This is a genomic window from Psychrobacter sp. NPDC078409 (genome assembly GCF_050268505.1).
Lineage (GTDB): Bacteria > Pseudomonadota > Gammaproteobacteria > Pseudomonadales > Moraxellaceae > Psychrobacter.
Map to the genome: position 1 here is coordinate 1 of NZ_JBNNGW010000003.1, position 15,293 is coordinate 15,293.

Genomic DNA, 15,293 nt, shown 5'->3' on the forward strand with positions numbered 1-15,293 from the left:
TTACCATGGTCAACGTGTCCGATTGTACCGACGTTGACGTGTGGCTTGTTACGTTCAAACTTGGCCTTTGCCATGGGTATTTCCTCTTTTTTTGGTGAATGATCAATAAAAAGCTGTTTAATGGCTCATAATAGAATTAAATCATCATAAACCTAGCTATCAACCGCACGAACCACTGCTTAAACAATGCTCCGAACTAATTCTTGTATCCGTTATTATACGCTGACTTGTCTTAAATAGTCATACATCTCTCAATCGAAATCAACTTCTCTCTAACGAGTAGATATAAAGCTCGATTGATTATAACCTTTCTTATAACCGTATAATTATCTTGATATGCAAGGTCGCGATATTAGCTGACCGACATCATCAAACAATCCGTAAAATCCGTTAACATATGGAACAGCAGTCCAGTTCCAATGATATTAAAAGGCTTACGAAGAAAGAGTAAAACAAAATACACTAGCATCGCATAATAAGTATGTAACGGATGAAAATTAATGCTACATCTATTTGCCTGAAATATTGGATTTGCTACCAGATGATCTATATCAACCAACATGGTTGCAAGCAAAATCAGATATGCTTTTTTCCACTCTTTTCTAAAAAACGCAATCGCGATAAAAAGAGGGAAACCAAAATGCAAAAAGTAATGTATTAATGTCTGCATACTGGCCTATTAGCTTTAGTCTTCTCTATATAAGACCATCAAAACCAATATTTATTAATATACTGACAGCACTAAAAGGCAACACCTCAGTGTCACCTTTGAATCATTGTCTACCGCACTACTGTTATATATTTCAATATTCTATAATTTCGATATCGACGCAAAGTTATATAAATAGCAAAACAAGCATAAAAGGTATAAACAATAAATGGAGCTCATATCGAGAATTGAACTCGAGACCTCTCCCTTACCAAGGGAGTGCTCTACCGCTGAGCTATATGAGCGTATATTGAAACCTTTGAACTGCACTAAAAAAAATATCACGATGCAGCAATAATTACTGACTCTCGTGATGATTTATTGTTATGCTTTGCGATGGTGTATATATGGAGCGGGTGGCGGGAATCGAACCCGCGTCATTAGCTTGGAAGGCTAAGGTGTTACCATTATACCACACCCGCATTTACTCTTATTCAGGATAACTCTAATCGAGAGTTATGAGATATAGAGAGTATGCTTGGCGCTATGACAAACTTTAGAAAATATGGTGGTGGGGGAAGGATTCGAACCTTCGAAGCTTTCGCGACAGATTTACAGTCTGTTGGGTTTGACCGCTCCCCAACCCCACCTTAGGTTGCTTTGAACAAAAATGACTTACATTTAAGACAAATTCATAAAAAGCTACTTTAAGAGAGATGGTGCCGACTGCCGGGATCGAACTGGCGACCTACTGATTACAAGTCAGTTGCTCTACCAACTGAGCTAAGTCGGCTTGTTCTCTTAAAGTGGTGGCTATTCTATCAAATTTTTTGAGATGCGCAAGTACTTTTTCATCTTTTTTTAAATTAATTTGATATAAATATTTAAGTCACTGATTAAGCTAGTTTTTTTATAAATAAAAATATGGCGATAAATTGGCTTTTTACTTGCAGCCTTTGTTTTTGCCCTATAACTGGCTATTTAATTAGCGAATGCGCAAGCCATTACAGGCCATTTCTACCGCTTTTATTAATGCTAATGCTTTTTTATTGGTTTCATCCCATTCTTTTTCTGGTATAGAGTCAGCGACAACTCCTGCTCCGGCTTGAATATGTATCTCACCACGGCGCATCACCGCAGTACGGATAGCAATGGCCGTGTCCATATTACCGTTCCAACCTAAATAACCAACTGAACCGCCAAACACCGTTCGACGTACTGGTTCTATCTCATCGATAATTTGCATAGCGCGGATTTTGGGTGCACCCGATAGCGTCCCAGCTGGGAAAGTGGCACAAAATACGTCTAGTGCATCTTTGTCAGCTCGTATCGTACCCTCAACGTTAGATGCGATATGCATTACTTGTGAGTAGCGCTCTATAAACATCTTTTCTGTGACTTTGACACTGCCATACTCGCAAACACGGCCAATATCATTGCGACCCAAATCAATAAGCATCAAATGCTCGGCTGTTTCCTTTTCATCATTTAACAGCTCTTGCTCAAGTGCTAGGTCTTCAGCCTCATCTCGGCCACGTTGCCGTGTCCCTGCCAGCGGCCTTACCGTCACCTTGCCATTTTCGATACGGGATAGGATTTCAGGAGAAGCACCGATAATATCAAAGCGTTTATGATCATCGAGTGTATAACCATGCACCAAAAACAGATATGGTGATGGGTTTAGGTAGCGAAGCGCACGATAGACGGCTAGAGAGTCGCCTGTATAGTCCGCTGTCAGGCGCTGCGCTGGCACTACCTGCATGACGTCACCTGCGGCAATGTAATCCTTTATTTTATCGACGTTGCTACAGTATCTTTCGGCACCTGTTTGCGATATAAATTTAGGTGTCGGCATTACAGGGGCACGCAGATTGGATGGTTCTGCTAGCTTTTCCTCGATTTGTTCTAACTCACGGATAGCTGAACTATAGCCATCTTCAGACTGGCAATCAGCATAGACGATGATTGATAGCGTATTCTCTAAATTATCAAATACAATAACGCTCATCGAAAGCATCAGCCACATATCTGGCATCGACATTGGATTGGGCGCATCAGATAAACCGACACTTGGCTCAATAATGCGTACCATATCGTATCCAAAGTAACCGACTAGACCGCCACTAAAGCTCGGCATCGTCGGCACATCTTCAGCGGTTGGCATATGATATTGCGCCATCAGCTCACGCAGGTAATCAAAAGGATTCTCTACTGACTCTGTATCAATATGATCGTTTCGTTTAGTCGTCATATTGCCATCAGCGTACTGTAAAATCAGATCACTACCCAATCCAATCATGGAGTATCGCGCCCAGCGCTCACCGCCTACCACAGACTCAAACAGATAGGCAGAGCCATTTAGATCACGTACTTTGGAGAATACAGATACGGGAGTCTGCGCATCCATCAGACGTTTTTTTACTAGCGGTGCGTGACTAAAGCCCCTATCTCTAAAAGCTTGATATTCTTCAAAAGTCATCATAATAGCGCTCTCTTAGCACCTTATAGGCAATAACAAAACTATAAGCTGCTCTATAAAATATAGCGCCAATATTCGCTAAAATATCGACGCTATAATGAGTCATTTGTTTAAAAAACGGTACGCACACAAGGGCCTCTGTCAAAAATTACGACAAAGACCTAGTGTAGAGTTGAATTATGCACCGCCCATATTAAACAACCATAAGGCCAAACCGATAATTAGAATGGTCACAAATACCCATATAAACCAGCCGCCGCTCGCTTTTTTCTCTACATGACCTGCATGAGCAGGGTTGCTGATTTCTTGATCCATCGCATTATTGCCTTCGGTACCAAGATCGCGCGGCTGCCCTAAATTAGCTGTGCCTGAAAACTGGGCGCTAGCTGCTTGTTTGGCTTTTAAAACTTCAGGGTCAGCTTCTTCTTGTAACTCTGTTTTTGTCGTTTTGTCGTGTTCGTCTTGGACTGCTGGCTCTTCATGCACTGCTGGCTCTTCATGCACTGCTGGCTGCTCTTCTACCACTGGCGCGCTATCAGTAGATGCTGTCTGTGATGGCTCTGTAGTCGTCACAGCCTCTTTTTCAGTTGCTGCTGGTACAGATGCGTCAGTTACTACTTCTGTGGCAACTGGCGTTTCTTCTACTGGCGTAGACGATGCTGCATCCACATCAGACAGTACTTCATTAATCCCTGTTTCTTTGACAACTGGCTCTGTAGAAACGGCTTGTTCAGTAGCTAGCTCTTCAACAGCTGATTCTTCAAAAACCGGTTCTTCAACAACTGGTTCAACGGTTTCGTGCGTAGGAGTGACTGAGTCTTCGGTCATATCTGAGCCGGCATCTACAGGTAAAGGCTCTACAGGTACAGTATCATCTGTAGCAGGTAATATTTCTTCGATGCCAGTTTCTTTGATCACTGGCTCGTTGCCTGTTTGCTCTATGATCGGCTCTTCTTCAATCAGAGTTTCTCTGCTCTCACTTTCTTCAAGAACGCTTTCTTCAACTATTTGCTCTTCAGTCACAGGTTCACTAGCAGGAGTTTCTAGCACAGTAGCCGTGTCAGCATTCTCATGTGTATCTACTACTGGCTCTTCTGTGGTCACTGGCGCTAGCGTTTCACTCTCTGACGTCGTCACAGGCGCAGTAGATGCCTGTACTTGAAAGCTAAAACTTGCAAAGCCAAGTGTATCATCTGCTTTTAGATGACTAGATTCATTACCTGCAATACGTTGCTCATTGATAAACGTGCCGTTAGAAGAATCTAAGTCCTTCACGTACAGCTGACCATCTAGCACACTGAGCACTGCATGGTTGCGAGAAACCTGCTTGCTACCTAGCACTACGTCGTTATCACTACCACGACCTATAGATAAACTATCACTAACTGTCAGTGTTAGGTCACCTAGCGCTTCCGTCAATGCATTCAGCTGCCAAGTTGTACTTGCTGCCGTATTCATACTATCTGTCTCGTTTGTCATGTTATAACTCCTTATTTTTCTATTGAATATCCAATGATGCTAAAAATAATAACTCTAAAATATTACTGCCAATTTATGATAAGTATTGTCGCTATTTCTTTAATGATATTTGCCTAACACGGTTTATTAAGTACTTTCCTCAAACACCATACAGCATTTACTTTGGTATAAAGTGAGGTTTTATAACTTTATCAAGCTTGCTATACGGGATATTAAGGACAGGCATACCGTAAGCGTATGGACCGATAGAATAATGCTGATAACGAATGCTAACGCCTGTATCTGTCAAAGTCACATTATCGCTTAACGTAAATGGCCAGTTTTTCTCATAACTGCTCACGTCTTCGGCAACCGTTTTAACCCACACTTTATAAGCATCATAGGCAAGCGCCTCAAAACGAGGTTTTTTACCTGAGATAAGCATGTCGTCAAGCGTGACTTGCTTTTTGGTACTTGGGTCAAATACTAGGTACTCGCTATAAGGCATGCCGTGTGCACCGCCCGTATAGACATAGGAACTAATCTCAAACAGTTCAAACTCATCGACATGACCTAGATAATTGGGCGCTACCATCAGATTATAACCCCATGACACATCATCAGGCGTATCTTTGAATTGCGAACTCACAAAGCTATCAAGAGCATCTTTAACTTCTTTTTCGCTGATTTTACCCTTAATAGGTGCTGAAATAGGTGCTGACTCTGTCATCTGACTATTGACGACTAAGTTATCGATACGGGCATTTGCAATCTCATTTATCCAGTTTTGACTGCTTTTAAGATATTTAACTTCAATCTCTGGACAGTTATCACGCTTGTCACACGTCTCTTGTATATTACTGGGTAGCTGATACGGTAGATATTCCGTGCTGCTAATGAAACTTCCTGCATTTACCGACATACTAACGGCATTCAACAATAGGCTGCCAGTCAACATAGCAATTGAACGTCTCTGGCTTACCTTTATCGAAAATAGATTAGCCGATATAGATTTATCATCAGTTTGAGTCGTAGTGTGCATATGTCCTCTTTTACAAATATAAAATGCCATTCAATATTCTACCGTAACAATTGCAATGTATTGTAGGAAGACTGTTCACGTTTTTGAGGTGATGCAAGCGAACGATTATCTGACTCTTACTATGTGAGTCGCCGATGCAGTTTAGGTCACAGATACAGGCAATAAAAAAGACACGGCTGGCGTGTCTTAATCAATAAACGATATGAGCGTATAAATAAATTTAATGTTCGCGAGTGCTACTAAAAGTCACTTCTGGATAGCGGTCTTGCATCAGCTGTAGATTGACACGTGATGGCGCAAGGTAAGTCAGATAACCACCACCATCTAATGATAATTGGTCATGGGCTTTTTTCTTGAACTTCGCCAATGCTACTTCATCATCGCAATGAATCCAGCGTACCGTAGCTATCGATACTGGCTCAAAGGTACATTGAACTTTGTACTCTTCTTTTAGACGATGCGCGACCACTTCAAACTGTAGGACACCGACTGCACCCAAAACCAAATCATTATTAATCTGCGGCATAAAGACCTGCGTTGCACCCTCTTCACTTAACTGCTGCAGGCCTTTTTGCAGGGCTTTTGATTTGAGCGGATCTTTTAGTACCACACGGCGGAACAATTCAGGGGCAAAATGCGGAATACCCGTAAAGCTCAACTCTTCGCCCTCAGTGAAGCTGTCACCGATAGAGATGGTGCCATGGTTATGCAAACCAATGATATCACCTGGATAGGCTTCTTCTAGCGCCTCACGGTCACCTGCTAAAAAGGTTAGAGCATCGGCGATACGTACGTCTTTACCCAGACGCACATGCTTCATTTTCATACCCTTTTCGTACTTACCAGAGCACACTCGCAAGAACGCAATACGGTCACGATGACGCGGATCCATATTGGCCTGAATCTTAAAGACGAAGCCCGTAAAATCTGTCTCGGTGGCTGATACTTCACGCTCAGTCGTTGGATGGGCTTTTGGCGGCGGAGCATATTTGACCAAGGTATCAAGTACCATGTTTACCCCAAAGTTACCCAATGCTGTGCCAAACAATACTGGTGTCATCTCGCCAGCCAGAAACGCTTCAACACTGAACTCTTCTAGCGCCATCTGTACCAGCTCAAGCGACTCTTCGAAAGCGTCAAACATCAACTGTCCTAGACGTTCACGAATATCTGGATAATCGTAGCCTTCTCGAGTCTCAGAGACCGTCATCTTGCCGCCATTACCTTTTTCATAAAAGTAAGTTTTATTTTCAGTCAAATGATAGACGCCAATGAAGTCTTGACCCATACCGATAGGCCAAGTCACTGGGATACATTTAATTTTTAGAACGGCTTCGATTTCGCTAAGCAACTCAAGCGGCTCACGAATCTGACGATCTAGCTTGTTGACGAATGAGATGATAGGCGTATCGCGCATACGACATACTTCCATCAGCTTGATGGTTCGTTCTTCGACACCTTTTGCACCATCGACCATCATCAGCGCACTATCTACTGCGGTCAAAGTACGGTAAGTATCTTCACTAAAGTCGGCGTGACCTGGGGTGTCTAGTAGGTTGACCATATGGTCTTTATACGGAAACTGCATGACAGATGTCGTAATCGAGATACCACGCTCTTGTTCCATGCTCATCCAATCTGAGGTTGCATGACGATCTGTCTTACGGCCTTTTACTTCACCCACTACCTGAATCGCTTGACCCCACAACAGGAGTTTTTCGGTCATGGTGGTCTTACCAGCATCGGGATGCGAGATAATGGCAAAGGTGCGGCGCTTAGCAACTTCTTTGTTTAATTTCTTTGGATCTACGCTCATAATTTTCAGCTTCAACAGTTATGTGATTTAGAAGTGACTCTAAATAAATAAATAAAATAATGGGCGTATTGTAGCGGATTTAGCATCAGGGTGCAGAATTAGCGTATAAAAAAACACGCTCCGTTATTTAAACGAAGCGTGTTTTTGGGCTTTTTAATTGCGATCATCATGCTTAATTAGCACGACTAATAGCCATTAATTTATCTCAATAGTAGCGTTCGATTTGCTCAGCTAAGAAGTTTCCAGCCACTTCATTGACGATTGTACAATCGACTACGTCAAAACGACTGTCCGTGTTCGGGTCAGTACTACCTTTGCCGATATAATTTGCTTCATAGACGTCTTTTCCGTATTCAACACCGCTATATTCATAAGCAGGCTGATCATCGTATTCGAAAAACATAACTTGCGCGGCTTGTTGCTGATTGCCTACGCCAACGCCGAACTGAGAGGTTCTATGATCCCTATCTGCACTAAAGCGAGTTTTGGCCACTTCAATCCACCTTTCTATTGAAGCGTAACCAGTCTTGTTTTTCTCATTAAATGCCAAAAACGAACGCTCGCTGGTTACCACAGGGATATAACAAACCGACCCTTCAGGAAAAGCAACATTGGTCGGAATTTCAGAATAGTTATTTAAGTCGGTAATAATACCGTATCTATTGTTCACGTTTGTACTAGCAACATAGCTGTTCGCACGCAGACCTGATAAGTTGAGCGTCTTATAAGTGGTTTGGTAGTCTAGCTGGTTGTTGGTGTTTTTTTCATAGATGGGGCGTTTGACCGTCCGACCATTAACCTCGATGTCTTTATTTTCAAGTCGACCCTCGAAGTCATCTGCTAGCACGGTTCTGTCTAAATCATTCAGGCTTTGATTGCTATAACTGTTGATGAGATTGGTTGTTTTGATCTCGCGCGCACCAGTACGATACGTTTCATCAATTCGCGCAATCGCCGTAGCATTGGCTTTGCTATCGTAACTATTAGCAAAGCTTGTCAATGTAATCTTGCTACTAGCCGTCCCATAAGCGCCGTCTTCTTCCTCGCACCCTATCAAAGCAAGCGTCGTCAAAAAGCAAACACTAGGTATCGCAATCCATCTATTCATCAAACAATGTCCTTATGATTCAGATTTCTATTATCCGTACTGATAACGCATATATGGCTCATTACCGCTATTGTACCTCTTTGACGCCTATACGATAAGCTTGTAAATATAAAAACGAATAAAACTGATCTCGAAATCTCATTTACAAACTAGCAGTATATATTTACTCTCTATGCACTGAGCTGCGTGAGCAATTTGTTATGCTAAGTTTCATATTAAGATTTACTACTCAAATATAAACATAAAAACTTACAACAAAGGATGTGTCATGAAATCTTTATACTCTACCAAATCTACTGTGACTGGCGGCCGCATGGGTACAGCAACCTTAAGCGATAGTGATCTTGAAATCAATATGGTACCACCAGGCGGTAATGAAAAAGGTAATAATCCTGAGCAATTACTCGCAATGGGTTATGGCGCTTGTTTTGATGGTGCTTTAGGCGTAGTCAAAAAAATGGAAAGTGCAACGTTTGGCTCAACTGTTGAGACCTCTGTAGATCTATTACAAGGTGACAATCACGAATATAAGCTTGCCGTGAAAATTCATGTCATCGCTGATAACACAGACCTATCTGCTGACGAGATCCAAAGATTGGTCGAAAAAGCGCATGAAGTATGCCCGTATTCGAAAGCGACTAGCGGTAACATCGATGTAGAAGTCTCTTCAGAAGTAAAATAACGCATTCAGAGACTCGTTATTAACATCTATTAAATGACAAGTAGTCGATAGTCATCCAATACCAAAAGAACTCAGATTATCTGGGTTCTTTTTTTGTTTTTAGCAATTTGTTTATCCTAGACATGAAATATCGAAAACTCCAATATAGATTTCAATAAAAAAGAACACGATAGAACATCTCGTAACGGTTAAGCAGTTCGGCACGCGCTAATTTTATCGTTATAATAAGCGTATATATTTTTATCTAATAGCTGATAAGTGACTTTTATGACTGATGACATAGCTGACAATACCACCGATAACGACCACAACTCTCACCAAGCGCTTGACCCCAAAGCACTACCGAACTTCGATAGCATGCCTAACGTGGCGCTGATGGATACCAGTCATGTAGACAAAGATCAGCCGCCTTTTATTTTGGTTGATGGCTCCTATTATCTCTTCCGCACTTATCACGCCTTACCAAAAACCATGCAAAACTCGCAGGGCTTAATCACCAATGCGATACGCGGTACACTCAACGCACTACTAAAGCTGATGCGTCGCTATCATCCTACCCACATGGCTGTTTGCTTCGATACTAAATCACCGACGTTTCGCCATCATATGTCTGCTGATTATAAAGCCGCTCGTCCACCCATCGATATCGAGCTGGTAGAGCAAATTCCTTATATTCATCGTTTGGTCACTGCCTTAGGTATTCCACTGTTGCGTATCGAGGGTGCAGAGGCCGATGATATCATCGGTACACTTGCCCATCGCGCTGTCGAACAAGGCCATCATGTGGTCATCTCAACAGGTGATAAAGACATGATGCAGCTGGTCAATGACTGCGTGATACTAGAAGACAGCTTTACAGGTAAAGTCACGGATACACCAGCAGTAATCGATAAATTTGGTATTAACCCAAATCAAATGATCGATTTTTTAACGCTAATGGGTGATGCCTCTGACGGTATTAAAGGCGTACCTGGTATCGGTAAGAAGACTGCTAAAGACCTACTCGTTGAGTACGGTGATATCGAAAATATGCTTAAGCATATTGGCTTTATCAAAGGTCGTGGGGCGAAGGGTTTGATCGAACACGCTGACGACATTCCTTTTAATAGAAAGCTGGCTACCATCGTTACCAACTTAGCCATCGGTCAAGATTGGAATGATCTAAAAATCAATACCGACCCTTGTGCGCATATAGACGAATTGCGCGACTTATATAATGAGCTTGAGTTTAGAAATGAGCTGGCATCGCTTGATCATCCAAATCACCCTGCCAATGGTTCTAAAAGTGTTGCTGATAGCCAAGCCGATACTGAGTCACAGGCACAGGTGGCAAAATCGCTCCAACCCACCAAGAGCGACAACATCAAAGACAGCGCTAACCATGATAAAGCATGGCACACTGTACTCGACAAGCCAGCGTTTGATAGCTTGGTCGAATTGTTAGAAGCTGCTCCGCATTTTGTCATTGATACCGAAACCACTAGCGTTCATTGGCGTGACGCACAAATTGTCGGTTTATCCTTTGCGTTGCAAGCACATGAAGCCTATTACATTCCGCTTACGCATAGCCTAGAAGGTGATGAGCTAACTGCCAAGCAACTTGATCGTGATACGGTATTAGCTCGCTTAAAACCTGTACTAGAAAATCCAAATATTGGCAAAATCGGTCAGCATCTAAAGTACGATGCGCACATCCTCGCTCACTACGATATCGACCTAGTTGGCGCCATACATGAGCAGCCAAATAACTGGGCAATGGACACCATGCTTGCCAGCTATGTTATCAATGCGGCAGCTACTCGCCACGGTATGGATGATTTGGCACGTCATTATTTGCAAACGCAAACCATCAGCTTTGAAGATGTGGCAGGTAAAGGCGCTAAGCAAGTTACTTTTGATCAAGTGGCTATCGATATCGCGAGCGATTATGCTTGTGAAGATGCCGATATCACCTATCAATTATTTGACGTGTTCAGCGTTGAGCTGGCTAACGATGCTAATAATGCCAAATTACTACACGAGCTAGAAATTCCAACGGCAGAGATACTTTGCCAAATGGAAGCGCATGGTATTTTGATTAAACGCTCCTTCTTAAATGAGCTATCAAAACGCTTTGATGAAGAAATTATCGCTCTAGAGAAGCGCGCCTATGAAGTGGCAGGTGAAGAGTTTAACTTAGGCTCTCCTAAGCAATTAGGTGAGATGCTATTTGAAAAGTTAGGCGTCGCTGGTGGCAAAAAAACCAAGTCTGGTCAATACTCGACTGGTGAGGCGGTACTATCAAAAATTGATCATCCATTGGTCGATATTACGCTAGAGTATCGCGGACTGTCTAAGCTCAAAAGCACTTATACTGATGCGCTGGATAATGTCGCAGATAGCGAAACCGATCGCGTACACACTAGCTACCATCAGGCATTAACGAGCACTGGGCGTTTATCCTCAACAGATCCTAACTTACAAAACATCCCCATTCGTACTGCAACTGGTCGCCTCATTCGTCAAGCCTTTATCGCACCAGAAGGTCGCGTTATTTTGGCAGCGGATTATTCACAAATTGAACTTCGTCTAATGGCGCACTTCTCAGGTGATAAAAACCTAACTCATGCCTTTAACGAAGGATTAGATATTCATGCGGCCACCGCTGCCGAAGTACTTGGTAAAGATGTCGCAGACGTCACTTCGACCGAACGTCGTAATGCTAAAGCCATTAACTTTGGTCTGCTATACGGGATGAGTGCCTTTGGACTTGCCAAGCAGCTACAAATGAGCCGCGGTGAAGCGCAAGACTATATCGATATGTACTTTGAGCGCTATCCAGGCGTCAAAAACTATATGATCAATACTCGTGCAAGCGCCTATGAGCAAGGTTATGTCGAGACGATACTGGGCCGTAAGCTCTATACGCCTGATATCAATCACAGTAATCGTATGGTCAAGCAAGGTGCTGAGCGCGCGGCGATTAACGCCCCACTACAAGGATCTGCTGCTGATCTAATCAAGCTTGCTATGATTGCCGTTGATAAAGTGCTGCCAAAAGAGCAAGCTAAAATGCTACTACAGGTTCACGATGAACTGGTGTTCGAAGTGAATGCCGATAAAGTAGACGAAGTTAGCCAGCTGATTACTGATGCTATGCAAGATGTATTGACGACTACAGCAGTAGAAAAAGGTTGGAACGTCGACTTTGCAGTGCCTTTATTAGTCGAGACTGATAGCGGTCAAAACTGGGATGAGGCGCATTAATCACTCACTGCCATTTAATCAAGAGTGCAAGGTATGATTATCGATGTACCTTGCAAATATGAGAGTTTTTGATAACTGATACTACAATAAGTCATTATATATTGTTTATATTAACAATCACTTATGACCAGTTAGTTATATTTCATAACAGTAATATCTGGGTACGGGGTTTATAATAGGTCATCTGTTAAACCCTAACTATTCGATATTTTTGCTTTAAAGTGAGCCTTTGGGTTCACTTTTTTGTTTTTAACACATTCTTTTTGATACGCAGGAGTCATTTATCTTGAGTTCAGATGGCATCATCGAAATCCCTGGCATTATACTTTTGATAATATGCCTATTGCGCAGTTCACAATATGTTATGAAAAGTCATGTCAAACAAATTAAGGCTTTTTGGCTAGCAGCAGTACTTATATTTGTCGCTGTCATTCGTCGAGAGTTGAACTATCTACCAGACTTACTGGTTCCAAGCGATTTTTTGATGCTTGGTCAGTCTTATGACTGGTGGGAGGACAGCGTCCTTACCGTTATTTATCTCGTCGCGCTTGGTTTGCTGGTCTACTCAAGGCATTACCTATGGGCAGTGCTAAAAAACGTGCCAGTTTCACTCTATCTTAGCGTTACTGTACTGGCTATCATTCAGTACATGGGTGAGAACGCTATTGTGTTCCCGCATACATTTGGTGAAATTGTCGAAGAGCTGGCTGAGACTGCCATTTATGGTATCGCCTTGACCTATTTATGGCGATTTAAACTGGCTGACTATCAGTCATGTCTAGTACAAAAGTTAAATTATAAGTTCGACCACGCCAATAATTAACACTATAAGTTTGATTCCTTATGTAGCAATCTTGCTATCGTACAAAGACTTAGCAAAAATTTTATAAACAATTACGGCTACTCATCTTGAGTAGCCGTTTTGCGTTCTAATCATCGTCTTACATTTTTTGAACATCCTGTCACACCTTACTACTAGTGAAAAGTTGAATAAGCGTACACACTGAGAAGCATATTATTTACATTGCAATGAGCGATGATCTGATAAGCCAGTGCGATATTTTTACTTCTAATGATGGCAACATCTAATAACTACAATAAGGAATTATTCATGGAAAACTCAAAAAACCCACTACCAGAAGAGATGGATCATATTGATGGTAATCGTCGTGACATCAATGACAGCGTCGATAACTTAGATAACAACAATCAAGATGAACAAGACAACCAATTGGTCGATTTGGATAATCCTATGCTGCATACTATTGATAACGATGATGTGATTGATAATAGTGCGGGATTCAACAATTCAGAAGTCGGTAGTGATGCGACCCAAGGACTAACACCTGCGCATCGTCAAAATATCGATGAGTCTCGTGTCGATGAGATTTTGGTTCAAGACAACCTTGATGACAGCGATTATCCAGATGCGATGGATATTGTGGATAGAGAAGCGGCCGAACGTAGCAACGATGATGATTTTTAGCACTTAATACGATTGTTGATCTACCCCTCTAAACCAAAAAAGCACGCTTAACTATATTAAGCGTGCTTTTTTAGTTTTACTATTCAACTTACTGAAACAGCGCCTCTTAATTGACTAAACCCAGCCATCTAGCGTGCCAGCCCAACCTTTTACTAGAGGCAAGCTCAACGCTTCAAGCAATTCAATATGTGTCTCATCAAGGTTTAATGCAGGAATATAATGATACTCTTGCCCGCCAGCATTAAGGAAGTTGTCACGGTTTTCAATGGCTAGCTCCTCTAACGTTTCAAGACAATCCGCTGAAAATGCAGGGCTAATGACTTGTACCGAGCGCACACCTGACTGACCCCAATCTTCCAACACCACATCGGTATACGGCTTAACCCACTCTTGCTTACCAAAGCGTGACTGGAAACTAATAATCCATTCGTCATCGTTCAGGCCAAGTTCATGCGCCACTTGCGCAGCCGTACATTTACAACGTTTAGGGTACGGATCGCCTTTATCGGCATAAGGCTGCGGAATACCATGAAAACTAAACATCAATTTTTCAGGCTTGCCATGCTTCTCTTGAAAACGGCGAATAGAGTTGGCCAAAGCTTGAATATATAGTGGATGGGCAAAGTAATCTTTGACAATCGTATAATTTGGCAAGTTGCGTTGCTTAAGCGTCCATTTCGTCAGCGCATCATATACAGCACCGCCTGAAGAGGCAGAGTACTGCGGAAACAACGGCAGTATGACAAAGTGATCAACCCCTTCACCACGTAGCGCGTCCATCACATCAGGTAAACTAGGATTACCATAGCTCATCGCAGGATGCACAGAGACTCGAAATGGTGCCACACTATCAGCCAAACGTGGTTCTAATAGCTCAACTTGGCTTTTTAGTATTTTACGAATTGGTGAATCACCTTCCCAAATACTGGCGTATGCCTTTGCTACGCGCTTAGGACGACTGGGCAAGACAAATAGATTCAGAATAATAGCCCATAGAAATTTGGGAATCTCAATCACTCGTGGGTCTGACAAAAACTGTTTAAGGTAGCGACGTACGGCAGGTGCCGTTGGCTCATCTGGTGTACCAAGATTCACTAACAAAACGGCAATACGTGGGGGCAATTTAGGTTTCATAGCAGCACTTTATTAGCAGTAATTTATTAAGGGTGAGGTCAAAATAATAAGAGACGATACTGTTAAGACACAGTTGAATGAACACCTCATTAGTGTAGCATTTTATCCATTAATGACGCGGGCTAAAAGCGCCCCTATACAATTTGATACGCAGTTGCTATTTATTAACTCTTGATTACTTGATACTGGCGAC

The 15,293-nt window shown here is 42.3% G+C and carries 11 protein-coding genes, 4 tRNA genes and 1 pseudogene; 4 read left to right on the forward strand and 12 right to left on the reverse strand.

The annotated features are described in order from the left end of the window. The 11 genes and pseudogenes from ACQKC9_RS06025 to ACQKC9_RS06075 form a co-directional block, all read right to left on the reverse strand. Nucleotides 1-74: pseudogene (locus tag ACQKC9_RS06025) on the reverse strand (hypothetical protein); the annotation flags it as partial. A 278-nt stretch (nt 75-352) separates the two neighbouring features. Continuing rightward, a complete protein-coding gene (locus ACQKC9_RS06030) occupies nt 353-670 on the reverse strand; it encodes a DUF6122 family protein (RefSeq protein WP_427620954.1) in 318 nt (105 codons plus the stop codon). Between the two features lie 209 nt (nt 671-879). Continuing rightward, nucleotides 880-954: transfer RNA gene (locus tag ACQKC9_RS06035), tRNA-Thr, on the reverse strand. A gap of 103 nt (nt 955-1,057) precedes the next feature. Then, nucleotides 1,058-1,131: transfer RNA gene (locus tag ACQKC9_RS06040), tRNA-Gly, on the reverse strand. Between the two features lie 84 nt (nt 1,132-1,215). Then, nucleotides 1,216-1,299 (reverse strand) — tRNA-Tyr (locus tag ACQKC9_RS06045). A gap of 67 nt (nt 1,300-1,366) precedes the next feature. Continuing rightward, a tRNA-Thr gene (locus ACQKC9_RS06050) sits at nt 1,367-1,442 on the reverse strand. Nucleotides 1,443-1,634: 192 nt separating this feature from the next. Then, entirely contained in the window at nt 1,635-3,131 is a 1,497-nt protein-coding gene (gene trpE, locus ACQKC9_RS06055) for an anthranilate synthase component I (RefSeq protein ID WP_427620956.1), read from the reverse strand. A 174-nt stretch (nt 3,132-3,305) separates the two neighbouring features. After that, on the reverse strand, nt 3,306-4,607 hold the full coding sequence (locus ACQKC9_RS06060; RefSeq protein WP_427620958.1) for an FHA domain-containing protein: 1,302 nt from the start codon (nt 4,605-4,607) through the stop codon (nt 3,306-3,308). A gap of 157 nt (nt 4,608-4,764) precedes the next feature. Next, nucleotides 4,765-5,628, reverse strand: coding sequence for an RsiV family protein (locus ACQKC9_RS06065; RefSeq protein ID WP_427620960.1), 864 nt, complete (start codon nt 5,626-5,628; stop codon nt 4,765-4,767). Between the two features lie 220 nt (nt 5,629-5,848). Then, on the reverse strand, nt 5,849-7,444 hold the full coding sequence (locus ACQKC9_RS06070) for a peptide chain release factor 3 (RefSeq protein WP_057758477.1): 1,596 nt from the start codon (nt 7,442-7,444) through the stop codon (nt 5,849-5,851). A 205-nt stretch (nt 7,445-7,649) separates the two neighbouring features. Beyond that, nucleotides 7,650-8,552: a hypothetical protein gene (locus tag ACQKC9_RS06075; protein WP_427620962.1), complete on the reverse strand. Its 903-nt coding sequence runs from the start codon at nt 8,550-8,552 to the stop codon at nt 7,650-7,652. A 268-nt stretch (nt 8,553-8,820) separates the two neighbouring features. On the opposite strand from ACQKC9_RS06075, the gene ACQKC9_RS06080 reads away from it, so the two are divergent. The 4 genes from ACQKC9_RS06080 to ACQKC9_RS06095 all read left to right on the forward strand — a co-directional run bounded on the left by ACQKC9_RS06080 (nt 8,821) and on the right by ACQKC9_RS06095 (nt 13,966). Continuing rightward, nucleotides 8,821-9,234 (forward strand): Ohr family peroxiredoxin, encoded by a 414-nt coding sequence (locus ACQKC9_RS06080; RefSeq protein WP_298808379.1) that lies wholly within the window; start codon nt 8,821-8,823, stop codon nt 9,232-9,234. Between the two features lie 267 nt (nt 9,235-9,501). Continuing rightward, the gene (gene polA, locus ACQKC9_RS06085; RefSeq protein ID WP_427620964.1) at nt 9,502-12,480 is read left to right on the forward strand and encodes a DNA polymerase I; all 2,979 of its coding nucleotides are present in this window, start codon (nt 9,502-9,504) and stop codon (nt 12,478-12,480) included. A 364-nt stretch (nt 12,481-12,844) separates the two neighbouring features. Beyond that, nucleotides 12,845-13,303 (forward strand): hypothetical protein, encoded by a 459-nt coding sequence (locus ACQKC9_RS06090; RefSeq protein WP_427620966.1) that lies wholly within the window; start codon nt 12,845-12,847, stop codon nt 13,301-13,303. A gap of 288 nt (nt 13,304-13,591) precedes the next feature. Then, on the forward strand, nt 13,592-13,966 hold the full coding sequence (locus tag ACQKC9_RS06095) for a hypothetical protein (RefSeq protein ID WP_427620968.1): 375 nt from the start codon (nt 13,592-13,594) through the stop codon (nt 13,964-13,966). A gap of 114 nt (nt 13,967-14,080) precedes the next feature. Here the strand turns inward: ACQKC9_RS06095 and hemH are convergent, their stop codons facing one another. Then, nucleotides 14,081-15,100: a ferrochelatase gene (gene hemH / locus ACQKC9_RS06100; RefSeq protein WP_427620969.1), complete on the reverse strand. Its 1,020-nt coding sequence runs from the start codon at nt 15,098-15,100 to the stop codon at nt 14,081-14,083. Between the last annotated feature and the right edge of the window lie 193 nt (nt 15,101-15,293).